Genomic DNA, 22,275 nt, shown 5'->3' with positions numbered 1-22,275 from the left:
CAGGCACACCACCTGACTGCAGCCGTACCGCACATCAAGCTGAAGGCGACTGGCTATCAGCTGTCATCCAGGCAGAACCTTCCTGCTCCGGCAGCACTGGTCACGACGACCCAGGCCGACAGAGCAGCCATGGTGGCTGCGGCTCCTGGCGGTCGCGTCTTGGTCAGGAGCAGCTCGTCTCCAAGACGAGTCGGAAGCCACTGGCTCCAGCCAGCAACAGGAGTCAGCACAAGAGGCGCTATGACCAGCAGCATCAGTGCTGAGGTCAATGCTCCTGTGGTACTTCGCACAAGAAGCCCTAGAGGAAATGACAGCAGCGACACCACTACCAGGTACGCCGCGCCGCGCAGCACAAGGGGCCACACCCTCGCCTCGAAAGCCAGGCCCATCACGCCAACCGCAACAACCATCGAGACCAGCGACAGGCCAGCTGCCAGCACAGTCAGGCTGGCATACTTCGCCGCCAGCAGGCTCGTCCGTCTCGGCACCGCTGTCAGTGAAGTCCTGATCTCACCACCCTGATACTCGGTGGACCCGGCCAGCACCCCCAGGGTGATCACCCCGTAGGCGAGGTAGTCAGGCACGCTTAGGAGAGCGTCGATGTCGGTTGCCATGATCGAGTCCACCGAGCGGCTGGCCAGCACCAGCGCCACCAGTAGCGTCAGCGCGAGCGTGGCCATGACAGTCAGCCAGGTGTAGGGAAGGGTTACTGCCTTCCTCACCTCAGCCCTGAGCACGTCCATCCTAGGCGTCCTTCCCCATCCAGCACCAGAACGTGATCGCCGTCGCTGCGGCACACCATCCGGCGCATACGACCGCAGCCGGACCCGGTTCCAGTGCCGCCGAGATCGGAGGAGTCACCAGGAACGTGCTGATCGCTGCCGTGTCTGGCAAGTAGCGGGCCCAGTCCGTGACCAGGGAGACCAGGAGGCTCACGGACACGACCGAACTGTTCGTCACCAGGAGCACGAGCGACAGGACACCGTTGCGGGTCACTGCGGTGAGAGTCAGGGACAGTATCGCCGTCGTCACCCAACTGAGGAGGACACCCGCCATGCGTCTCACGGGGTCATGGTCCAGCGCAGTCGCGTACGGACCCAGGATCCGGTCAGACAGGAGCACCGCCAGTGGAACAGCGACGACGGCCAGTCCCGCCGTCCACGACACAACTGCGCACAGCTTGGCAGCGATGACCCGGCCCCGCCTGGGTGTGGCAACCATGGTGGTGGACACCTGCCTTGTCCGCCCCGTGCTCTGCGCTGTTCTGGCGTACTCGCTCGATATAGTCACGACGCCAAGCACGACGATCCCCACCGTCCCGTACACCAGGGAGCCGAACCCGGCGTCAACGGTGGAGGTGTCAAGCAGCCCCCCGGTGTCACCGGTACTCAGCGCGCGGTGGAGAGTGCTGGCATTCAGCGACGCCAAGGCCGCCGGAATGCCCACGGCGAGGACCGAGGCCAGCCACACAGACGGCAGCGTGGCCAACTTCAGGAGCTCGGCCAGGACCAGCCTCACCACGCCACCGCCTTCTGGGTGTGCGCAAAGAAGGCGTCCTCAAGGTTGCGGTACCTCCGAGTCACCTCGGCGAGCGTCCCGGTCGCAGTGATACGACCTTCTGAGATCACAGCGACGTCGTCGGCTATCTCCGCCAGCTCGCTCATGAGGTGGCTGGACAGCAGGACCGTGCCCCCATGTCCGCGTGCCTGCGCAGCAGCCCGCGAATCCACCTGACCCCCTCCGGGTCCAGTCCGTTGACAGGCTCGTCCAGCACCAGGTACTCCGGCTCACCCAGAAGGGCGGTAGCCAGCCCCAGGCGCTGGCCCATCCCCAGGGAGTAGGTACCCACACGTCGTCTGGCAGCGTCAGCAAGCCCCACCTGCTCAAGCACTTCGTCGACGCGCCGCCGGGGAATCCTGTTGCTTGCTGCAACCCATCCCAGGTGCGCGCGGGCCGTACGCATCGGGTGTGCCCCGGCACCGTCGAGCATGGACCCCACCCGGGTGAGCGGGTGCCGGATGGTCTGGTACCGGCGACCGGCTATCGTCGAGGTTCCCGACTCAGACCTGTCAAGACCCAGCAGGATGCGCAGCGTCGAGGACTTCCCGAGCCGTTGGGACCGACGAACCCGGTCACCCGCCCCGTCCTGGCGGAGAACGACACACCGTGCAGAACGGTGCGGTCTGCGTGCCGCTTGACGAGGTCCTGAACGTTGATCATGCCTTGATGCTGGCACGGTACGGCCCTGGGCAGTATGGGCCTACGGGCTGATATGTGCCGTCTGCTGGCCCCTGGGGCTGAGGGAACCCGTTGGTTGCCCCAGGTTGGGACTGCCCGTCGGTGTGGGGCGGCTATGGCATGTTTCTCGTCAGGGTCTTGCTCGCGCTCCACCTGGGACATACCCTCATACCATGGCCCGTACCACACCCCACGGAGTCTGCGCCCTTGTCACTGCCTGCCTCGCAGTGGCCGGTGTGGTCACGACCGGCCCCGCTACCGGCTCAGAGCACTACGCCCCGCTGGTGCTGCTGACACTCCTGGCAGCACTCGTGTGGGCGGCAGCCGTGCGCAGCCGGGACCGTTCGCGCTTCTACCGTCGCCTGCGTGAGCAGGCGGTGGCTCAGGCGACCCACCGCGAGCGCCTACGCCTGGCTGAGCACCTGCACGGCCTAGTCTCGCACCGCCTGGCCGCGATCACCTTGCAGGCCAGTACGGAGCCTATGCTGGACGAGGCCATGGCCCGGCGCGCGCTGCACGACATCGAGGACAACGGGCGGGCAGCCACCGCAGACATGCGAGACCTGCTCACGGCGCTACGCAGCCCCTGCACAGAGTCACTAGCCTCGCCTCCCAGGTCGGCCCCTGCGCTGCCTGAGGTGCCGACCTGGGCACGGTCCACGGGCCTAGAGGTCACAGTGACAGGCGCGACCGCAGACATCGTGCCAGTCCACACCCCGGAGGCGGGTGAGACGATCGCCGCTGTCGTCCAAGAGGCCCTGGCCAACGTGGCCCGGCACGCCGGTGGCGCACGGGTGCACGTGCAGCTGGGCCGGGGCGAGGACTGCGTCTGGACGGTTGTCGACAACGACGCACCTGCCCCGGACCACCAGGCAGTCCCGGGAGCGGGCACCGGGCTGGAGGCCCTACAGGGCCGCTGCGCCGCCCTGGGCGGCAGGCTCACCGCCACCCCGGCTGCGAACGGGTTCCGGGTGGAGGCCACGATCCCGGACCCGCCGCCGGGAGGCCCACCACCGTGAGCGCCCCCGTCCGCGTCCTGGTGGTTGACGACCAGAGGCTCCTGCGGCGCTCCCTGGTGACGATCCTGGACGCCGCCGCAGACGTCGAGGTCGTCGGCGAGGCTGACAACGGGACGAGTGGCGTAGCTGTCGCCCGTGCCGTGCGCCCCGACGTCGTCCTCATGGACATCCGCATGCCCGCAGGGCTGGATGGCATCGCGGCCACGGAGGCGATCTGCTCCGACCCCGGCCTGGGCGGCACCAGAGTGTGCGTCCTGACGGTGTTTGAGGAGGACGCCTACGTGTTCCGTGCGCTCCAGGCCGGTGCGTCAGGCTACCTGCTCAAGGACACCCCGCCGGAGGGGGTGGTCCAGGCAGTGCGTGCCGTACACGCTGGCGGCTCGCTCCTGTCACCCGGTGTGCTGGCCACCGTGGTGGCCCACGCGCCTTCAGGCGGGCACGGGCCGACTCAGTTGGAGGCCCTCACGCCCCGCCAGACCGAGGTGCTGCGGCTCGTAGCCTCTGGGCTGTCCAACCAGGAGATCGAGGAGCGCCTGAACGTGTCCCACTCCACCCTGAAGACGCACATGGGTGCCCTCCTGCGCCGCCTGGGTGCGCGCGACCGGGCCCAGCTGGTCATCGCCGCCTACGAGGGCGGTCTCATGGGCTCAGGCTGACGGGTGCCTCCCGTCAGCCGGCCCACCCCACCGACCCGGCAGCACCCGGCCCACAGCCGCCTCAGCCCACGCTGACCTCGCCGGAGGTGGTGCCGGTGGCCTGGCCCCCGTTGGTCACCGTCACGGTGATGGAGGAGGTGTCCCCGGCGGTGAGCGCGCCGTCGGAGACCGTGTCGTCCAGGGTGAGGGTGAGGGTGCCCCCGTTGGACCCCGACTGCCCCCAGCGGTCCTCCTCGGCGGTGGCCAGACCACCCGGAGTACTGAGCGTGCAGGAGGTCAGGGTGGCCTCGGCGGTCGTGTTGGTGACGTAGAGGACCGGCACGTCCTGGGTACATGTGAGCTCGACGTCACTCATCTCCAGGGCGGAGACCTCGGTGGCGGCGTCGGCGTCGGCCGCGTCCCCGGACATGGACTGATAGAGCATGACGCCCGCTCGGGTGGAGCCGGTAGTCAGTGTCGAGCCGGAGACCGTGGCCTGGTTCCTCCCCTCCACGACCACGGCCTGCGCTCCGGTGGCCTGGCCGGTCAGCCCGCTGACGGTGATCGCCCCTGTGGAGTAGATAAGGGGTGAGCCGTCACCAGCGGTGGTGAAGGTGTTGGTGCCCTCCACCGTCACCGTGCCGTTGCCACGATCGGTGGCCACGGCCGCGCAGTGGGCACCTGTGGTGTCAATGGTGAGGTCGGAGCCGGTGATGGTGCCCTGGTAGGTGGCGTGCAACCCACGGGCGGACTCCCCGGTAGTAGTGATGGCGCACGCAGTGACGGATACCTGGGCGGAGTCGGTGGCCACGACGGCGTTAGAACCCGATGACGTCGTCTCGATCGTGGTCTCGGCAACGGTGGCGCTGGAGTCCTCCCCGACCACGACGACGGCGGAGTTGAGCCCGTAGAAGCTGTAGGCGTCGTCCACGCCCCTGTCGTTGCTGGAGGTGGCGTCGCCGGACTTGGTCACCGCGGCGTTGGTCAGGGTGAGACTGCCCCCATTTACCACGAGGAACACGGCCTGGTCAGGTTCGGTGGACTCCCAGGTGCCGCCGTCAATGGTGGCCTGGGTGCCGTCAACGAGATAGGCGCCAGCCAGGTCAACGGTCCTGTCGCCGACGGTGCCCGACCAGCTGCCAGCGCTCAGGGCGGTGTTGTCCGCAGCGGGCTCGTGGTACTCGGGGCCGGTGGCTGATGGGGCGCCCGCCGAGGTGGTCCCAGTGGTGCCGTCGGCGGTCGCAGGTGCCGAGAGCACCGGAGCCGCGCTCCGCCCGGGTGCACCTGTGGAGCCCTGGCAGGCGGCCAGTCCTGCGATGAGCCCCAGGCCGACCCCTGCTGCCAGGAAGGAGCGGCGGTGGGGGCTGACTTGCAGCAGGCCGAGCCCTGAGGCTGGCTCCCGGTCACCTCCCCCGCTTGTGGTGCGGCCGGTGGTGCTCCCACCACGGCCGTCACCGGGTACAGGGGTCACAGAACGGGTCGTCATCAGGGCTCCTGGCTGGTTGCTGCTGGGGGCTGCCTCCGCCGCAGCGGTGAAGGCAGCCATGGTGTCAGCACACAGTCTGTCCGTCCCAGCCATGCCCACTCTGTGCCGGCTCTGTGCGCGCAGCATGAGCAGGTCCCGCCCTGGCGGCTGGCGGCACGGGCGCGGAGCATCTCACCGTGGTCGTCAGGGATGCCACAGGTACCGGCCACGTCGACCTCGGAGACGTCCCCACCACCCTTGACCCCAACGCGGCGAGATATGGCTGTATCACCGGCGGCGATCTCGGTGAGACGCTGCTGGGGATCGCAGGCCCCTTGCCCGACGCGATCCAGGTGCTCCGGCACGCGCCGTCAACCCTGGTCTCCCGGGTGGTCCTGGACCAGAACACGGTCGAAAAGCTCGTCGCGCTGCCGCGGCAGCAGCAATGGTCGTAGACACGGAGGATACGGAGGATCTGGCACCAGGATGCGCCTGCCACCCGTGGTCCTGCTGCATCAGGTGGGTTGAAGCAGATTATGGTGGGGCATAGTGGATTCTCGGTGTACCCGCTTACCTCACGTGCACCGCCGTCGGGTTTTGCACGCTCATCTGGCGGTGCACCTGGACGCTGGGGTAGGTGGGTCATGAGGCCGGTTGCACGCTCACCTTCCTGGGTGGTGGGCGGGAACGGCGTGATTCCGCCGATCTCGGTCAAGCATGTGGCCGGTGGCCTGGGCTCCCATGTGCATCGAGCACCTCACTGCACATGGGAGCTTTTGAGGCCTCTCCGGCCCTACTGGTGAAACGCCGTGATTCCACGGATCCACATAAACACGGAGAAAGGTGAGCGTGCAGCTGGCCCTGGGACGGTCGGCGGCTGGCCGCGGGCGCCTGGCTCTGGTGAGCCGGGGCAGCCCCATCACCGTGTGCAGGATCCCGGTCCGCCGGACCCGCACCAGCCCTCTTCTGCCCAGCAACCGCCTGTACGACTTCCGCGACAGGCCCGGGTACACCTCACTGCGAGGGCATGGCTGACATAAAACGAGACCGTAGCCTGGGCCGCGCCCGAGCGCGCTCCTGACGGTGACGGTACACCGGAGTGCCGCCTCGTTTCATGCTGGTCACGGTGAAGGTGAGTCAGGACCGCAGCCTCTCAGGTCCCTTCCCAGGACCGCCCAGGGCATCAGGAGCCTCGGGCTCCTGCTCCTTCAGCGGCTGGTCCCCGGCGGTCAGAAAGATCCCCACCCAGCGCGAGCGCGGGTCGGAGTCGATGAGCAGCGCCTTGGCGAACAGGGTCAGCGGCACCGCAAGGATCGTCCCCAGCCCGCCGATGACCGTGGACCAGAACATGAGGGAGACAAAGGTCGTGGTGGTGTTGAGACCCACGGCGTCGCCAGTGAACTTGGGCTGGATGAGGGTCTGGATGACAAAGTTGAGGACCGAGTAGGCCACCACCACCCACAGGGCCGTCCACGGGCCGGAGTCCACCAGCGCCAGCAGCGCCGGGGGAATGACCCCGACGACGAAGCCGATGTTGGGAATGTAGTTGGTGATGAAGGAGACCACGCCCCAGGTGACCGCCATCGGCACGTTGAGCGCCCACAGGGCAAAGACATCCAGCACTGCGACGATGAGGCCAAAGGTGGTGGAGACGAGCCAGTAGGAGCGCACCGAGGCGGCAAAACCCGTCATGGCGGAAGCAATCTCCGGCTTGAACTCAGCCAGTGCCCGCACCCGGCCCTCGATCCTCATGGTGTCGAACATGAGGAAGACGATGACCAGGGCCATGATCATCATCATGGACCCGGCAGACGTCAGCTGCTCCAGGAGCGTCTGCGCCAGCGACACGACCCGGGAGGTGTCCAGGGCACTGGTCGCCTGGTCAAGGAGGGAGGCCTGGTCCACCCCCATGGAGGTGAGCATCCTCTCGATGTCGGCCCAGATCTGCTGGAACCGGGAGGAGTATCCAGGCAGCGTGTCCACCAGCTGGGCGACCGCCACCCCTAGGGCGGCGAACAGGCTGAGGACAAAGGCGTAGAGGATGGCGATCGCCCCCACCGCCGCGATCCCTCGCGGCACGTGGTGGCGCGCCGCCCACGACACCAGCGGACGGATGGTCACCACCAGGGTCAGGGCAAAAAAGGCGGGCGCCACCAGCGAACGAACCATGTACAGACCCACCGCAGCCACGACAAGCGCCGCAACTGTGACAACAATCACCTCGCCTTGGCTGCGCGTCGGCCGGGTGGTGTCACTCGCCCCGTCCTGTACATGGGACACGGAAGGCACCAAGGTGTCTGAGGAGCCTGAGGTGTCTGAGGAGCCTGCGGAAACCGAAGACACAGCGGTCATGGCGCCATCCTTGCACGCACCGCTACCTCCTGCTCACCGCAACCGCCCGGGCGCCCCGGGATGTGGCCGGATGGACACACAGATACCCCAGCCTGCGTGAGGCAGCGTCGCCGCACCATGAACCAGCCCGGGGCCAGCCTGCAGCAGACTCAGGCTGCCTAGCGAAGCACCTCCATGGCCCGGGGGCCGTCCAGAGCGCGCAGGTGGGGCAGCGGGTCCAGGCCGACCTCCAGCACAAAGTCCGTCAGCTGGGTACGCACCACGTCGTGGAGCTGCTCAGGCTGCCAGGGCTTGGCGATGTAGTGGTCCAGGCCGGCCTCGTTGACAGCACGAATCGTGTCCGCCTGGTCCGCCTGACCCGTGACCAGGACCTTGCGGGCGCTAGCGGTGCGATGGTCACTGCGCATCTGGACCAGCATGTCTACACCCGTACGCCCTGGCAGCCGGTGGTCGGCCAGCACCAGGGCGACAACATCACCGTCGTCGTCCACCTCGGAGACCACCTCCAGGGCGTCTTCGACGTCCTCGGCAGGCTCCACACGCACCACCGAGGAGAAGGGCTCCAGGTCCGCCACGACGGCGTCACGCACCTCCGGCTCGTCCTCCACGACGAGGATAGTCAGCTTCACGGGTCCTCCTTGCCATCTGCCGTCTTGCCGTCGCCGGGTCTGCGGGGCTCGTTGACCAGGGCGGGGTCGCGGGGCAGCCGCACGGTCACCACCGTACGTCCCGGCCGGGACTCCACGGAGATGGCGCCCTCGTGTGCGTCGACGACGCTCCTGGCCAGTCCCATCCCCAGCCCCAGGCCAAAACGCACCTGGCCGTGCTTGGTGGTGAAGCGCGGCTCAAAGATGCGGGGCAGGACCTCCGGGGAGATCCCTGGCCCGTTGTCCTCTACCTCCACACGCACGCCGACAGGACCCGCGCCACCCCCAGGACCCGCACCACCCCGGGCGCCCGTGCCCTCCTCAGCACCCCCGGGCGGCTGCGCGCCCCCGGTGTCCTGCCTGTCCCGGGTGTGGAACAGCTCGGTGTCCTCGGCCTGCTCGGCCCGCACCCGCAGGACGACCCGGCCGTCATCTTGGCTGGTGGTCGCCAAGGCGTCCGCCGCGTTGGCCACGATGTTGGTCCATACCTGGGCCAGCTCCCCAGCACGGCCGCGCACCACGGGGACCTCCTCGTAGTCGCGCTCTACCTCCACCCCACGCAGCCGGTGGGCGGTCAGCCGCAGCGCGTCCTCCAGGACCTCGCGCACGTCCACGTCGTCGTCCATCTCCCCCTCGGGACGCACGTAGGTGTGCAGAGAGGACACCAGGCCGCGGATCCTCCTGGTCGCCAACTCGATGTTGCGCTCGTTGCGTCCGATCGCCGCAGCGTGCTCCACCTCCTCCAGGTGGTGGGGAGCGGCCGCCAGGGCGCGCGCGTCGTCAGGGTCGCCGACCCCGGCGGCCACCAGGCGCCGGGCCAGGTCACGGTCCCCCACGACCTCCTCCAGCGCCCGCCGGGCCTGACGCTCCTGCCTGGTGGAGGCTGCCGGGCGGCTGCGGGCCTCCTCTCCCACAGAGCGGATAAGCTCCCCGGAGGGATGGGAGGCCAGCAGCGCGGCGACGTCGCTGCGCAGGTGCTCGGCCGCCCGCCCCAGGGCAGCCACCGGGTTGTTGAGCTCGTGGGCGATGCCTGCGGCCAGCTCGCCCAGGGTGGCGAAACGCTCCTGGGCCAGCAGCTCCAGGCGTGCCTGCTCCAAGGCCTCCAGCGCCTCCTGGGCCTGGGCCTTCTCCGCGTCCAGGGCTGCCGCCAGCTCGATCTTCTCCACCTGGAGCACCTCGGAGCGCGACAGGCGCTTGGTCAGGGAGCCGATGAGCAGGGCGGCCAGGACCTGCTCGGTAGCCGGGTTCTCAGCCAGGGCCCGGTCGAGTTGCTCAATGGACAGCAGGATGAGGTCCACGTCGGTGGTCGTGGTGGCGGTGACGAAGGCACGGCCCTGGGAGGCCAGGGACACCAGGCCGATAACGCGCCCGGTGGTGGCGTGGTGCAGGATCACCTCCCCCACTCGCGTGTCCCGGGTCAGAGCCACCGCGCCCTCGACAACGATGTACACACTGTCCACGGCCTGTCCCTGGTGGGTCAGACGCACCCCGGGCGGCAGGCGCAGCCGGGGGCGCGGTCCCAGGACGTCCTCGCAGGCCCTGATAAGCTCGCGTGTCAGCGCCTCCGGGGAGTGGGTCAGAGTCTCCAGGAGCGGGGAGCGCCCAGAGTGCTCCGTCCCGGACCGGGAGCCCAGGAGGCGACGGCGGTCGTCGTCGGGCAGGTGGTCACGCATCCAGCGACGGGTCTGGGCGGCTGCCCGGGTGGCTATGGCACCCGGGGTCCAGGGGACCGCCACCACCTCGTGGACCAGGTCCTCGTCAATGGCCCGGCCGATGTTACTCAGCTCGGTGCGCTCGGTAAGCAGCACCAGGCGCGCCGTCCTCAGGGAGGGGAAGCGCTCCACGGCAGCGGCGACGTCATCCAGGCTGCCGACCTCGTCGGTGGCGACGATGAGGGCCACGGTACCCAGGTCGTCGGCCTGGGCCAGCAGCGCCCCCAGGGAGCGCAGGCGCACGACGTCAGCGACCTTGGCGACCGCGCCCTCCACCTCGTGGGCGGCCTGGGCGCCCAAGGAGGCGGGGGAGACAACGGCGACCACCAGCCGCTGCGGGGAGGTAGTCACAGCAGCCCCATGAGCGACCAGAAGGTGGGCATGACCAGCACCAGGACGACGGTGCCCACGAGGCCCACGATGATGCCGGTCCTGGCCATGTCAGCGGTGGAGACCTCGCCGGTGGCGTAGGCGATGGCGTTGGGCGGGGTGGAGATCGGCAGGCTCATCCCCAGGGAGCAGGCCAGGGCCAGCACCACGGCGATGGTCACCGGGTCCAGGCCCCCGATACCGGTAGCCAGACCCATAGCCAGGGGGATGAGCAGGTTGGAGGCCGCGGAGTGGCTGATGACGTTGGACATGACCAGGCCCAGCAGGCCCATGACAATGAGCACCACCAGCGCCCCCATGGACTCCCAGCGGAACAGGCCAAGGATCCACGCGTCCAGGCCGGTGGAGCCCACACCGTCGCCCAGGGCGATGCCCCCGGCCACCAGCCACAGCACCGGCCAGGACAGGCGGCCCAGGTCCGAGCCGTCCATGACCTGGGTGACCAGGAGAGCCACCACCGCCAGGAAGCCGACCACGTTGGCGCTCAGCCCGTGGAGGTTCTCAGTCATCCACAAGATGATGGTCGCAGCAGCAATGGCGTAGAAGATGACAGCCTTGCGGTCGGTGTCCCAGGAGGCTGTCATGTCCAGGTCAATACCCAGGCCGCGGGGAATGAACAGGATGATGAGCAGCAGCCAGGCCGCCAGGAGGATGACGAGCATGAGGGGGACGGCCATGAGCATCCACTGCGCGAAGGAGATGTGGTAGCCCGCCTCCGCCAGGGCGCCCAGGGCGATAGCGTTGGGCGGGGTGCCCACCGGGGTGCCGATGCCCCCCACGTTGGCGGCCACGGGGATGGACAGGGCCACGCCGGCGCGGGGGCGCCCCTGCGGCAGGGCGCCGAGGATGGGGATGAGCACGGCGAACATGGTGGCCGTGGTGGCCGTGTTGGACATGAACATGCTCAGCAGGGCGGTGATGACCATCAGGCCCAGCACCGTGGTGCGAGCCGAGCCGGTGAAGGGGCGGATGAGGACGGCGGCGAGGTTGCGGTCCAGGTGGTACTTGGCGGCGCCGTCGGCGATGAGGAACCCGCCCAGGAACAGGATGATGACAGGGTTGGCCAGGGCCTCCAGAAAGCTGGAGTACTCCGGGGAGTCCTCTGGGACAGCCAGCAGGGCCTGGTCGGAGACCAGGAGGATCTCCAGGCCGATGACGAGCACCGCCGTGGCCACCAGGGGGATCGCCTCGGTCACCCACAGCACGATGGCCAGCAGGAAGACGGACAGCATGCGCTCACCCACCGGGTCCAGGTCCGGCACGTCCACCAGCAGCGGCGCCAGGAAGACGACGACGGCCAGGACCAGGCCGATGCGTTCCTTCCTGCCTAGGGGCGGGCGCCTGTCCTGGCGGGCTGGGCGTGCGGGCCGGGTGCGCACCTGCGGCATCTGGTCCTCCTCCTCGACTACCAGGTTGACTACCAAGTCGACTTCCAGGGCTAGCAGCGTTCCATGCTAGAGCACGGCTGCGAACCCAGGTAGGACCTCGGGTACAGGCTGCTCGGCCGGGCGACCCCCGGCCCCGCCAGCCACCGGCCCATACGCCCTTCGCGCGGACGCCCTGGGCACACGTGCTGTGGACCGGGGCCGCTGCCGGAGGAGCCTCCGTGCCACGGACTCTTCGCAGAGCCTTCGCACAAGTCCTAGGCTGGGAGCATGACCAGCGTGAGCGACCCGGCCGCCTCCTCAACCACGACCGCCACGACGTCCGCCTCCGAGCCCGCCGCGACCGGTGCCGCGCCCGTGTCCGCAGGCTCTGAGACCGCCTCCCGGACGACCCTCCGGATGAACGTGGAGTCCTTCAACCTGGACCACCGCGCCGTGTCCGCACCCTATGTGCGCGTCGCCGACCGCAAGGAGCTTCCCGGTGGGGACGTGCTGGTCAAGTACGACGTCCGCTTCTGCCAGCCCAACCGCGACCACCTGGAGATGGAGGCGGTTCACTCCGTGGAGCACCTGTGCGCCGAGCTTATGCGCAACCACACCGACCGGCTCATCGACTTCTCCCCCATGGGCTGCCAGACGGGCTTCTACGCCCTGACCTTGGGCCTGGAGCCGCGGGACTTCCTGACGGCGCTGGAGGCCACCTGCCGCGATATCCTGGAGGCCACCGAGGTGCCCGCCGCCAACGAGGTCCAGTGCGGCTGGGGCGCCCACCACTCGCTGCCCGCCGCCCAGGAGGCCGTACGCGCCTTCCTGGCCGCGCGCCAGGAGTGGGAGCAGGTCATGGCCTGATCGCACCGCCTGTGAGGCGCCACCACCGGGCGCAGCGCCTCGGCGTACATCTGCCGGGGCATCATGGCAGTGTTGAAGAACGTGTCCACCATGGCGGCGGCACGGGCGCGCCGCTGGCTGTCGCTGCATCGCCAGCCACCTGCCGGTCGGCCATGCTCATCATCCGTCACACAAAGCATTGTGTACACAGTGAGCACGACTGCTACTCTTGCTCCATGGATACATTGACCGACAAGGTCTCCACACGCGAGCTGCGCAGCCGCCTCTCCGAGGTACTGGGTCGGGCCATGTACGCGGGGGAGCGTATTGGCGTGACCCGCAACGGAAGGCTCGCGGCCGTCATGATCAGCCCGGCCGATCTTGAAATGCTTGAGGAACTGGAGATGGCTCAGGACGTTGCCGCCTACCGTGAGGCCAGGGCGAGCGACGACGGTACCCGGGTATCACTTGACGAACTGCGTGCCAGCCTGACCTCGTGAGCTACCGGGTCGAACTCACTGCGGCTGCGGCGCGTCAGGTAAGAAAGATTCGCCGTCCCGCGCGCGACCGGGTACTTAGCGCCATAGAGCAACTGGCTGACAATCCTCGGCCCGACGGCGCCAGAAAGCTGGTCGGAGAGCGCACGGCGTGGCGTATCCGGGCTGGTGACTACCGGCTCATCTACGACGTCGTCGACTCCGAGCTGCTCGTGTCCATTATTCGGACCGCCCACCGTCGCGAGGTCTACCAACGGTGAGCGTGCTCACGGGCACTCACAGGTACCTGCCAATGCGGCAGTGCCGCCACAGCACCCTGTAGCCGGGACCCCAGTGCCGCAGCACCTGTCATACTTCTCAGACAGAGCGAGACAACTATTCTGAGTACTTCTACCTCAGCAGGAACCGTGCGAAGTGGGCTGGCGCGAGTCGCGTCAGGATAGAGGGTGCTGACAGGAGCCTGTTTCATGCCAGCCTGTCTGGACACCTCGAGCACCACGGAACGTGAGCCGGAGTGCCACGGAGCGTGAGGCAGGCTCACGGCGCTCCACCTGTGCCAGACAGTCTTCACCTCGCCAGGATTCGCGCCAGGCAGGGTCACGCTACTCCCGCCCACCTGAAACGGCCCCAGCAGGTATATGCCCCGCGCTGCCGCAGCGTCCGAGTAGCCCCTGGACCACAGGTGCCAGCCAGAGCGCAGGACACCTTTGACCCGCCCGGCATGCCGCGCTGCCACGGCGTGGACGACGACGGCCGGCTCATCGGCCTGGACAGTTGCAGGTTCACAGCACCCGGTTCGCTGGCAGGCGCAGCTACTGGTCCGCCGACGGGTACGGACACCGCACCACCGACCCCTTAGGCTTCTCCCATGACGTCAGCCGCGCCCCGTCCAGCTGCCGCGGTCATCTCGGTAGCGATGCCCGAGGAGTCCCAGCCCTTCCTGGACGCTCTGCCCAGGCTCGACGGCGCCGACCCTGTGCCGCTGCTGGGCTCCGCCGAGGCCTGGAGCCTGGCACTGCCCCCGGACCCGGCCGCATCCTCTGCCGCCCCTGCTGCCTCCCGCGAGCTGGTCCTGGTGCGCTCGGGCATCGGCCTGGTCGCGGCGGCCTCCGCCCTGACCGCCGCCCTGACCCAGGTGCGCCCGCAGGTCGTCGTCTCCGCAGGCACGACCGGCGGGCTGGGGCCCCAGGTGGAAGTGGGCGACGTGTGTGTGTCCACCGCCCTGGCCTTTGCCGACGCCGACGCCACCGCCTTCGGCTACCTGCACGGCCAGACGCCCGGCCAGCCCGAGATCTTCCACGGGGCTCCCTCCCTGCTGGCCAGGCTGGGCCGGGTGGGTGAGCCCGCCCTACAGTCAGCCACACCCTCCTCCGGGCAAGCGCACATCCGTGTCGGTCAGATGCTGGCTGGCAACTCCTTTGTCACCGAGTCCAACGTGGCCAAGGTCCGCGAGATCTTCCCCTCCGCCATCAGCACAGACATGGAGTCCACCGCCCTGGCCCAGGTGGCCGCAAGCGCCAGCCTCCCCTTCTTGTCCGTGCGCGGGGTCTCCGACCTGTGCGGCCCCCAGGCGGGCCGGGACTTCCACATGGGGGCACAGGAGGCCGCAGCCCGCAGCGCCGCGGTCATCCTGGCCCTGCTGGGCTAGGCTGGGCCAAGGGCAGCGGAACTAGCCCTTGTAGTAACGGTAGTAACGGCGCCACCCGTCTCAGTAGTCCTCGCGACGGTAGCGCACGCCGGTCAGTGGCAGGTGCGGCGATGCGCTCATGGAGGAATGGAGGAGCTGCAGGCAAGGCTGGTGTTGGGCAGCCCCGCCCGGCACCTCTGTCTCACACCATGACACGCAGGGCGTGGTGAGTAGGGTCCCACGCCGTCAGGGACAGCAGTGCAGACAGCGCCAGCGAGACCCCGGTCAGCTCTAGGAGCTCCTCAGCCTGGGAGAAGGACCAGTACAGCAGTCCTGCAGTCCCCCCGTAGCCGTCCTTGAGCGCTCCGGCCAGGGTCTCCAGGACGACGGCCCCGGTAAGGAAGATCAGGCCCGCTACGACAAGGAGCCCTCGCGCCCCACCAGGTAGCGACAGAACGAGCCTTGCCAGCACCGCGACCACGACCACCGCGATGACCGCGCCCGGCAGCACCCACGTGTAGGAGACCTGGAAGGGCAGGTAAGGCTGCATGCGCTCCCCGACAGCACGAAGCCGCTCGTGCAGCTCGGCGTACTCGTCAAGCGAGGCCGCCAGGCCCACGGCAGCGAAGAAGCCCCAGGACAGGGAAAAACGCCGCGCGGCAAGGCTGTAGAACAGGGCGACCACCCCGATCACAGCCCACAGCAGAGAGGACAGCCATGTAGCGACACCCTGTTCGGCGTCAAGGGTCACCATCTCGTAGACCAGCCCCAGAAACTCCGACACGGCACCCTGGGTGTGATACCTCCCGTAGAAAGTAGTTGCCGAGGCCGCTGCGACGACAAGGTTGACCAGCATCAGGACCCGGAACACCGACCCGGCTCGCACCGCCCGGACGCCCCCGGACCCGGCAGCGGCGGCAGCCCTGCCCCCGGGTGCTGCGGCATGGTGCCCACGGCTGGCCGCTCTTGCGCGGGCCACCGGCGCACCGGCTCCGCCCTGGCCCTCTGTAGTCCTGTCATACGGTGCTGACACGACGCACCCCTTCCGCTGGTCCGTCACTACCCCGTGCCCACCCCGCGGAACAGGTCCCGGACGCACCCGGGTCTGTGGTGCATGGGGGTACGCCATCGAAGCACACCCAGACCTGCTGGGGCGTGATGCCAGGTACCGCCGGGCAAAGAGCTGGGAACACGGCGAGCAGCAGCAGTATAGGACCTCTGCGGCGCCTTCTCCTCCTGTCCCTTCTCTCGGCCCTTACTCTCTGCCCTTGACTTGTCTTCCGCAGCCGTGGTGCCACCGTGGGTACCATGACGCCCTCTTCCCCGAGGCCAGGTACAGGGATACCCTAGAGGAGCCGACCCTCCTGGGTCAGCCGAACCTGACGGACCACCAGACGGTCCGCTCCTGTTCCCGTTCCTGACACACCCGCCCGCACCCCACCACCCTCACCGTCGAGGAGTGACCCATGTCCCAGCAGGCCCCTGCACGACCCACCTACACGCCCGAGGAGGAGCGGCGCATCCTCCGCAACAAGGACGGCGTCCCCGTCGGGACGCTTCCGGACAACCGATGGACCCCCACCAGGATCGCCCTGTGGGCCGTCATCACGGCCCTGGGCGTCCTGGGCTGGTGGATGCTGGCCGTGATCCGCGGGGAGAGCGTCAACACCATCTGGTTCGTCGTTACGGCAGTGTGCACCTACGCCATCGGGTACCGCTTCTACGCCCTCTACATCCAGCGCAGGATCATGCGCCCCGACGACACCAACGCCACCCCCGCCGAGCGCATCAACAACGGCCGGGACTTCGACCCCACCCACCGCGTCGTCCTCTACGGCCACCACTTTGCCGCCATCGCCGGGGCAGGGCCGCTGGTGGGACCGGTCCTGGCTGCCCAGATGGGCTACCTGCCAGGCACCCTGTGGATCATCGTCGGGGTGCTGGTCGCCGGGGCCGTCCAGGACATGCTGGTCCTGTTCTTCTCCATGCGCCGGGGCGGGAGGTCTCTCGGCCAGATGGCCACCGACGAGATCGGGCGCGTAGGTGGCGCCGTGGCTACCGTCGTCGTCTTCGTCATGCTCATGATCGTCCTGGCAGTCCTGGCCATGGTCTGCGTCAACGCCCTGGCGGAGTCCCCGTGGGGGTGTTCTCCGTGGGGTGCACCATCCCCATCGCCGTGGGGATGGGGCTGTGGCTGCGCTACGTGGCCCCCGGAAGGATCACCCAGGTGTCGGTAGCTGGGTTCGTCGTGCTCATTGCCGTCATCATCGGGGGGCGCTGGGTCGCCGAGTCCTCCCTGGGTGAGCACCTCCACCTGTCTCCCACCACCCTGGTGTGGGCGATGATCGTCTACGGCTTTCTGGCGGCCGTGCTGCCTGTGTGGGTGCTACTGACACCCAGGGACTACCTGTCCACCTTCATGAAGGTCGGAACCATCCTGGTCCTGGCTGTGGGTATCATCATCGTCCGTCCACGTGTCGAGGTCGCTGCGGTCTCCGAGTTTGCCTCCAACACGGAGGGACCCGTGTTCGCAGGCACACTCTTCCCCTTCCTGTTCATCACCATCGCCTGCGGGGCGCTGTCGGGTATGCACTCCATGGTCTCCTCCGGGACCAGCCCCAAGATGATCGAGAAGGAGAGCCAGACCCGCATGATCGGCTACGCGGGCATGCTCATGGAATCCTTCGTGGCGGTCATGGCCCTGGCCGCGGCGGTGTCGCTGAGCCCGGGCGTCTACTTCTCCATGAACACCTCTGAGGCGTCGCTGGACGCGCTGGCGGGGGAGGAGGTCGTCGCCACGGCCCAGTCTCGCGAAGAGGTAGCCAGCACCGCCGTGTCCAACCTTGACGTGACCGATGCCCGGGGGACTCCCTCACGCCCACCTGGGACTCCTGGGACGAGGACGGCAACCCTGCCACCTACACCGGGACCGAGGCGCTGGAGCAGGTCGCCGCCGACATGGGGGAGCCCTCGGTGGTCTCACGCACCGGCGGGGCACCCACCCTGAGCGTGGGTATGGCCCACATCCTCCACCAGATCGGAGGAGGACGTACCATGATGGGCTTCTGGTACCACTTCGCCATTATGTTCGAAGCCCTGTTCATCCTCTCCGCTGTGGACGCGGTGACCCGCGTGGCCCGCTTCCAGCTCTCCGACGCCCTGGGTAACGTGTTCCCGCGCTTCAAGGATCCCTCCTGGCGGCTAGGGGCATGGGGGTCGACGGCGGTCGTCGTAGCCGCCTGGGGCTCACTGCTGCTCATGGGGGTGACCGATCCGCGCGGCGGGATCCAGACCCTCTACCCGCTCTTCGGGATCGCCAACCAGCTGATCGCCGCCGTGGCCCTGCTGGTAGCCACTGTCATCGTGGTCCGCAAGGGCTACGTCAGGTGGGTGTGGATACCCCTGGTGCCACTGGTCTTCGACACCGCGGTCACCTTCACCGCCTCCTGGCAGAAGATCTTCTCCACTGACCCCCGGGTCGGCTACTGGCAGCAGTGGCGTGACGCCCGAGAGCTTCTGCCCACCCTCACCGACCCGGAAGCGGTCGCTGAGCAGGAGGCCATCGTGCGCAACACCTTTATCCAGGGCACCCTGTCGGTCGTCTTCGTCCTCATGGTGGCCTTCACCATAGTCTGCGCCCTCGTCCGGGTAGTCAGGGTACTGCGAACCGGTGACACCACGACGTCAGAGGACCCCTACCAGGAGTCGGCCTTCTACGCGCCTGACACCATGGTGGCCTCACCACTGGCCAGGAAAGTGGCCCAGGAGTACGAGCAGGTCGGGGACCCCGGGCTCGTCGCCAGACGTGCGGCCGACTCCGCCCAGCCCTCGGCCCCCAGTGGCAGCCGGTAAGGCGGGACTACTGTGCCGCGTCTGCATGAGGTCCTGTCCCGTGCCCGCCGCCTGTGGCGGGACATGACGGGAGAGTCCGCCTACGAGCGCTACCTTCAGCGACACTGTCACGAGCACCCGGACTGCGCACCGATGGGGGAGCACGAGTTCTGGCGTGCCCGTGCGCAGGCTGCGGAGGAGAAGGTCTCCACCGGCTGCTGCTAGATCTGGACGGCTCCAGACAGCCCTGGGCACCCCCGGCAGCCCAGGGCTGCTGCAGAAGTCCTCGCCACAGTGGCAGGGTGTGCCGCGACCGGCCGGAGCAGGCTCGGCGTCGGCCCCACGTACGCGCGAGCCAGCGGCCTGTGTGGCCGGGACCCTCGGTGCCCGCAGGCTCCCGGCGATCCTTTGGTGGTCTTTGTCATATCAGGGCGGTCCCGGCCATGGCGGCCCTCAGGGTGGTAGCCACCGAGGCCGCAGTCAGTCAGGATGCAGTCAGTCAGGATCTCCAGGGACGTCATCTCCGAGTACGTCGCAGATGCTGCCACCAAGGCTGATCGGCCCCTGGAGGCACTCGTGGCCTGGACCCCGAGACGCACAAAACCCAGGTCAGTACAACCTGGGCCTATACCGTGCGCGGGGGGGACTCGAACCCCATGATCGTAAGATCACACGGACCTGAACCGTGCGCGTCTACCAATTCCGCCACTCGCGCGAAGCGGGTACGAGAATAGCTGCCCCGGCCCGTCTTCGTCCAATCAGGACTTCGTGGACGAGCCGTGAGACCGCTCACGACAATTTGTTGTGACACCACTCCTGTCCCGTCTTCCCTGTCAGGGGTCACTACGGTTACGATGGGCCAAGGCTGAGTCAGGGCACCGGCCTGCCGCAGGCCCAGGGAGACGGGGCAGTTCCGTCTCCCGGCCCCACGGGGCCGTCGCACACTACTCTGGGGAGGTAACGTCCATGGGTTTCCTGGACAAGTTCGAGAAAGGCGTCGAGAACGTCGCGAACCGCGCCATGTCACGCTTCTCGGACGACGTCGAGCCCATTGAGATCGCCTCGAAGCTGCGGGAGACCATGGACAAGCGGGCCGCGTCCTTCGCGCGCGACCGCTCTGTGGTACCCAACATCTTCCGCATCCACCTGGCACCCGCCAGCATCGAGCGCATCACCGCCTGGGGCCAGGACGAGATGGTCCGGCAGATGGAGGAGGTCGCTACCACGCACGCCGCAGAGCAAGGCTACTCTTTCGTCGGCCCGGTCGAGGTCACCTTCGTGGCCAACGACGCTCCCAACGCCCCCGCCGTGGAGATCGAGTCCTCCACACGCCGTGGCGCTGCGGCCCCGGCCGCAGCCGCAGCGGCCTCGCCGTCCCACCCCATCGTGGACATCAACGGTCAGCGCTACCTGCTCACCGGCCCCGTCACCATCATCGGCCGCGGCAGCGAGGCCGACATCATCGTCGACGACTCGGGGGTCTCCCGTCGGCACCTGGAGATCCGGCTGACACAGGGCAACACGATCGCCACGGACATGGGCTCGACCAACGGTACCTTCGTCGAGGGGCAGCGCGTGGACGCCGTCACCTTGGTGGACGGCAACACCCTGACCATCGGCCGCACCCAGATCATGTTCTGGGACGGCACCCAGTCAGCCGGGGCCAACGGGTGAACGAGCTCGTCTTCACCATCCTTCGGCTGGGCTACCTGGCCCTGCTGTGGGCGTTCCTGTTCCTCATCGTGCGCGCCCTGCGCCGGGACGTCACCGAGACACCGGGCACCTCCTCCTCGTCCCGGCGACGCTCCTCCCACACCTCAGAGCCCTCCCCCTCCCGCAGCAGACGACGCAGCCCCTCCCGACTCCTCATCACCGAGGGACCGCTCGCCGGTTCTACCGTCCCCCTGAGCCCCACCTCGATCATCATCGGCCGCTCACCCTCGTGCACGCTGGTCCTGGACGACTCCTACGCCTCCTCCCGGCACGCTCGCGTCTTTCCCAAGGAAGGCTCCTGGTGGCTTGAGGACCTCGGCTCGACCAACGGGACCACCATGAACGGGGCACCCGTGCACGGAGCCGTCGAACTGCCTGTGAACACCCCGGTCCGCATCGGGCAGACGACGTTGGAGCTGCGCTCATGACCATCTCCCTGCGCTTTGCCGCCAGGTCCGACGTCGGCCTCGTGCGCCAGTCCAACCAGGACGCCGGCTACGCCGGGCCGCACCTGTGCGTGCTGTGCGACGGCATGGGCGGCCCCGCCGGCGGCGACATCGCCTCAGCCGTGGCCGTCGAGCACCTGATGCCCCTGGACGCGGACTCCCACCAGGCCGGAGAGCTCCTCGGCCTCATGCGCGACGCCGTTCACGCCGCCCACGCGGAGCTCGTCTCCCTGTCCGCGCAGGACCCGGACCTGGCCGGGCTGGGGACCACGTGCATCGGCGTCATGCGCTCTGGCAACAAGCTGGCCATGATCCACGTGGGGGACTCGCGGGCCTACATGCTGCGTGACGGGACCCTGACACAGGTCACTACGGACCACACCTTCGTGGAGTACCTGGTGGAGACCGGGCGGCTGACACGCGACCAGGCCCGGCAGCACCCGCAGCGCTCGGTCCTGCTTCGCGTCCTGGGGGATGCCGAGGGCGACGTCCAGCTCGACGAGTCGATCCGCGAGGCGGTACCGGGTGACCGCTGGCTCCTGTGCTCCGACGGGCTGTCAGGCCCGGTCAGCGCGGAGACCATCGGGGAGGTGCTGGCCTCGGTCACTGACCCGGGCCAGGCCGCCGACCAGCTCATCGACCTGGCCCTGCGGGCGGGCGGGCCAGACAACGTGACCGCAGTGGTGTTCGACGTCGTCAGGAATGAGCCCGACCCGCAGAGCGACCCCCAGGTCGTCGGCAGCGCCGCCACCGAGCGCCTCGCTCAGGAGCGCGCCGCCGCCGCTGCCCGTTCCTCGAACCGGACAGGCGCTACCGCCAGCGATGTCAGGGAGCAGACCGGGCGCAACGACGAGCTGGACCACGCCGACTCCTCCCAGGAGCTCTCCCGCAGCGGCCCCTCAACACCGGCAGCCAAGGCTGCCGCGCTCATGGCCACGCTGGAGACCGACAACGGCACTACCGGTGGTGCTGCCGTGGATCACGAGGACGGGGATGCCGAAGAGGTCTGGGACGCGGTCGCAGCCGAGGCTGACGCCCAGCGTGCGGCACGACGTCACAGCCGCCGCAGGACCTTTGTCGGCTCCCTGGTCCTGCTGGCCGCTGTCCTGGGAGCAGGCTTCCTGTTCTACCGGTGGACCCAGGCCCACTACTACGTCTCCACCCTGGACGACCAGGTGGCTATCTACCGGGGGATCCCCCAGTCCGTGGGTCCGCTAGAGCTCAGCCACGTGGTAGAGACCTACTCCGAGCCAGCCGTCGAAGACCTCGATGAGCGCATGCGGGACCTGCTGGACGACACGGTGTACCGCGACTCCCTGGCCTCAGCACGCCGCTATGTCGAGGTCACGGTGTCCAGCCACGCCAGGACCAGCCCTGAGACCGAGGCCACCAGCAGCGCCACGCCGACGGCACCAGGCTCCACGACCCCGTCAGCGACATCCCGGCCTCCCTCTCCCAGCAGCTCCCCGACCCCCACCCAGGAGAGCTGA

General features: G+C 68.4%; 22 protein-coding genes, 1 tRNA gene and 1 pseudogene. 13 read left to right on the top strand and 11 right to left on the bottom strand.

Translation table 11 applies throughout. The annotated features are described in order from the left end of the window. Positions 1–56: 56 nt before the first annotated feature. Genes D5R93_RS00220 through D5R93_RS00210 form a run of 4 tightly spaced genes read right to left on the bottom strand, consistent with a single transcriptional unit; the run spans position 57 to position 2,236 of the window. Positions 57–743 carry a hypothetical protein gene (locus D5R93_RS00220; RefSeq protein ID WP_120203060.1) on the bottom strand — a complete coding sequence of 229 codons (687 nt, stop codon included), beginning with the start codon at positions 741–743 and terminating at the stop codon, positions 57–59. 1 nt (position 744) lies between these two features. Beyond that, positions 745–1,521 (bottom strand): ABC transporter permease, encoded by a 777-nt coding sequence (locus tag D5R93_RS00215; protein WP_120203058.1) that lies wholly within the window; start codon positions 1,519–1,521, stop codon positions 745–747. Beyond that, positions 1,515–1,664 (bottom strand): hypothetical protein, encoded by a 150-nt coding sequence (locus tag D5R93_RS14645; protein WP_341466833.1) that lies wholly within the window; start codon positions 1,662–1,664, stop codon positions 1,515–1,517. Before D5R93_RS14645 ends, D5R93_RS00215 begins: the two co-directional genes overlap by 7 nt. Continuing rightward, the gene (locus D5R93_RS00210) at positions 1,661–2,236 is read right to left on the bottom strand and encodes an ATP-binding cassette domain-containing protein (protein WP_341466832.1); all 576 of its coding nucleotides are present in this window, start codon (positions 2,234–2,236) and stop codon (positions 1,661–1,663) included. Before D5R93_RS00210 ends, D5R93_RS14645 begins: the two co-directional genes overlap by 4 nt. A gap of 175 nt (positions 2,237–2,411) precedes the next feature. Here D5R93_RS00210 and D5R93_RS00205 point away from each other — a divergent pair, with 175 nt between their 5' ends. Together D5R93_RS00205 and D5R93_RS00200 are read left to right on the top strand one after the other, a co-directional pair. After that, positions 2,412–3,257: a sensor histidine kinase gene (locus D5R93_RS00205; protein WP_120203056.1), complete on the top strand. Its 846-nt coding sequence runs from the start codon at positions 2,412–2,414 to the stop codon at positions 3,255–3,257. Continuing rightward, entirely contained in the window at positions 3,254–3,913 is a 660-nt protein-coding gene (locus D5R93_RS00200) for a response regulator (RefSeq protein ID WP_120203053.1), read from the top strand. The genes D5R93_RS00205 and D5R93_RS00200 overlap by 4 nt, the downstream gene beginning before the upstream one ends. A gap of 61 nt (positions 3,914–3,974) precedes the next feature. On the opposite strand, the gene D5R93_RS00195 is transcribed toward D5R93_RS00200, so the two are convergent. Further along, on the bottom strand, positions 3,975–5,438 hold the full coding sequence (locus D5R93_RS00195) for a hypothetical protein (RefSeq protein ID WP_205570063.1): 1,464 nt from the start codon (positions 5,436–5,438) through the stop codon (positions 3,975–3,977). 116 nt (positions 5,439–5,554) lie between these two features. On the opposite strand from D5R93_RS00195, the gene D5R93_RS00190 reads away from it, so the two are divergent. Both D5R93_RS00190 and D5R93_RS00185 read left to right on the top strand, forming a co-directional pair. Next, positions 5,555–5,812: a hypothetical protein gene (locus tag D5R93_RS00190; protein ID WP_119835343.1), complete on the top strand. Its 258-nt coding sequence runs from the start codon at positions 5,555–5,557 to the stop codon at positions 5,810–5,812. A 388-nt stretch (positions 5,813–6,200) separates the two neighbouring features. Next, a complete protein-coding gene (locus tag D5R93_RS00185; RefSeq protein ID WP_162933730.1) occupies positions 6,201–6,392 on the top strand; it encodes a hypothetical protein in 192 nt (63 codons plus the stop codon). A gap of 102 nt (positions 6,393–6,494) precedes the next feature. Here D5R93_RS00185 and D5R93_RS00180 read toward each other — a convergent pair whose 3' ends face one another. The 4 genes from D5R93_RS00180 to D5R93_RS00165 form a co-directional block, all read right to left on the bottom strand. Further along, the gene (locus tag D5R93_RS00180; protein ID WP_423243335.1) at positions 6,495–7,646 is read right to left on the bottom strand and encodes an AI-2E family transporter; all 1,152 of its coding nucleotides are present in this window, start codon (positions 7,644–7,646) and stop codon (positions 6,495–6,497) included. 221 nt (positions 7,647–7,867) lie between these two features. Next, on the bottom strand, positions 7,868–8,338 hold the full coding sequence (locus D5R93_RS00175; RefSeq protein ID WP_120203046.1) for a response regulator: 471 nt from the start codon (positions 8,336–8,338) through the stop codon (positions 7,868–7,870). Next, positions 8,335–10,419 (bottom strand): ATP-binding protein, encoded by a 2,085-nt coding sequence (locus D5R93_RS00170; protein WP_120203043.1) that lies wholly within the window; start codon positions 10,417–10,419, stop codon positions 8,335–8,337. Before D5R93_RS00170 ends, D5R93_RS00175 begins: the two co-directional genes overlap by 4 nt. Then, entirely contained in the window at positions 10,416–11,846 is a 1,431-nt protein-coding gene (locus D5R93_RS00165; RefSeq protein ID WP_120205658.1) for an SLC13 family permease, read from the bottom strand. The genes D5R93_RS00170 and D5R93_RS00165 overlap by 4 nt, the downstream gene beginning before the upstream one ends. 396 nt (positions 11,847–12,242) lie before the next feature. On the opposite strand from D5R93_RS00165, the gene D5R93_RS00155 reads away from it, so the two are divergent. The 4 genes from D5R93_RS00155 (at position 12,243) to mtnN (ending at position 14,816) form a co-directional block, all read left to right on the top strand. After that, a complete protein-coding gene (locus D5R93_RS00155; protein ID WP_119835590.1) occupies positions 12,243–12,692 on the top strand; it encodes an S-ribosylhomocysteine lyase in 450 nt (149 codons plus the stop codon). A 215-nt stretch (positions 12,693–12,907) separates the two neighbouring features. After that, complete coding sequence (locus tag D5R93_RS00150) at positions 12,908–13,171, top strand: type II toxin-antitoxin system Phd/YefM family antitoxin (RefSeq protein ID WP_119835348.1); 264 nt, start codon at positions 12,908–12,910, stop codon at positions 13,169–13,171. Next, positions 13,168–13,428 (top strand): type II toxin-antitoxin system RelE family toxin, encoded by a 261-nt coding sequence (locus D5R93_RS00145; RefSeq protein WP_120203041.1) that lies wholly within the window; start codon positions 13,168–13,170, stop codon positions 13,426–13,428. The genes D5R93_RS00150 and D5R93_RS00145 overlap by 4 nt, the downstream gene beginning before the upstream one ends. Positions 13,429–14,036: 608 nt before the next feature. Then, positions 14,037–14,816: a 5'-methylthioadenosine/S-adenosylhomocysteine nucleosidase gene (mtnN, locus tag D5R93_RS00140; protein ID WP_243106828.1), complete on the top strand. Its 780-nt coding sequence runs from the start codon at positions 14,037–14,039 to the stop codon at positions 14,814–14,816. A gap of 181 nt (positions 14,817–14,997) precedes the next feature. On the opposite strand, the gene D5R93_RS00135 is transcribed toward mtnN, so the two are convergent. Then, on the bottom strand, positions 14,998–15,828 hold the full coding sequence (locus D5R93_RS00135) for a hypothetical protein (protein ID WP_147392824.1): 831 nt from the start codon (positions 15,826–15,828) through the stop codon (positions 14,998–15,000). 433 nt (positions 15,829–16,261) lie between these two features. Between D5R93_RS00135 and D5R93_RS00130 the strand changes: the two are divergent. Then, positions 16,262–18,647 (top strand): annotated as a pseudogene (locus D5R93_RS00130) (carbon starvation CstA family protein). Positions 18,648–18,659: 12 nt separating this feature from the next. Further along, positions 18,660–18,851, top strand: a complete 192-nt coding sequence (locus D5R93_RS00125) for a YbdD/YjiX family protein (protein WP_279221369.1) — start codon at positions 18,660–18,662, stop codon at positions 18,849–18,851. A 407-nt stretch (positions 18,852–19,258) separates the two neighbouring features. On the opposite strand, the gene D5R93_RS00120 is transcribed toward D5R93_RS00125, so the two are convergent. Further along, positions 19,259–19,342: transfer RNA gene (locus tag D5R93_RS00120), tRNA-Leu, on the bottom strand. Positions 19,343–19,592: 250 nt separating this feature from the next. Between D5R93_RS00120 and D5R93_RS00115 the strand changes: the two genes are divergently transcribed. Genes D5R93_RS00115 through D5R93_RS00105 form a run of 3 tightly spaced genes read left to right on the top strand, consistent with a single transcriptional unit; the run spans position 19,593 to position 22,275 of the window. After that, a complete protein-coding gene (locus D5R93_RS00115) occupies positions 19,593–20,300 on the top strand; it encodes an FhaA domain-containing protein (protein ID WP_119835352.1) in 708 nt (235 codons plus the stop codon). Next, entirely contained in the window at positions 20,297–20,767 is a 471-nt protein-coding gene (locus D5R93_RS00110) for an FHA domain-containing protein FhaB/FipA (protein WP_119835353.1), read from the top strand. The genes D5R93_RS00115 and D5R93_RS00110 overlap by 4 nt, the downstream gene beginning before the upstream one ends. After that, complete coding sequence (locus D5R93_RS00105; protein ID WP_120203036.1) at positions 20,764–22,275, top strand: PP2C family protein-serine/threonine phosphatase; 1,512 nt, start codon at positions 20,764–20,766, stop codon at positions 22,273–22,275. The genes D5R93_RS00110 and D5R93_RS00105 overlap by 4 nt, the downstream gene beginning before the upstream one ends.

The organism is Actinomyces lilanjuaniae, from assembly GCF_003606385.1.
Lineage (GTDB): Bacteria > Actinomycetota > Actinomycetes > Actinomycetales > Actinomycetaceae > Actinomyces > Actinomyces lilanjuaniae.
Note: the sequence above shows the minus strand (reverse complement) of the source record. Positions and strands in the feature narration are given on the sequence as shown.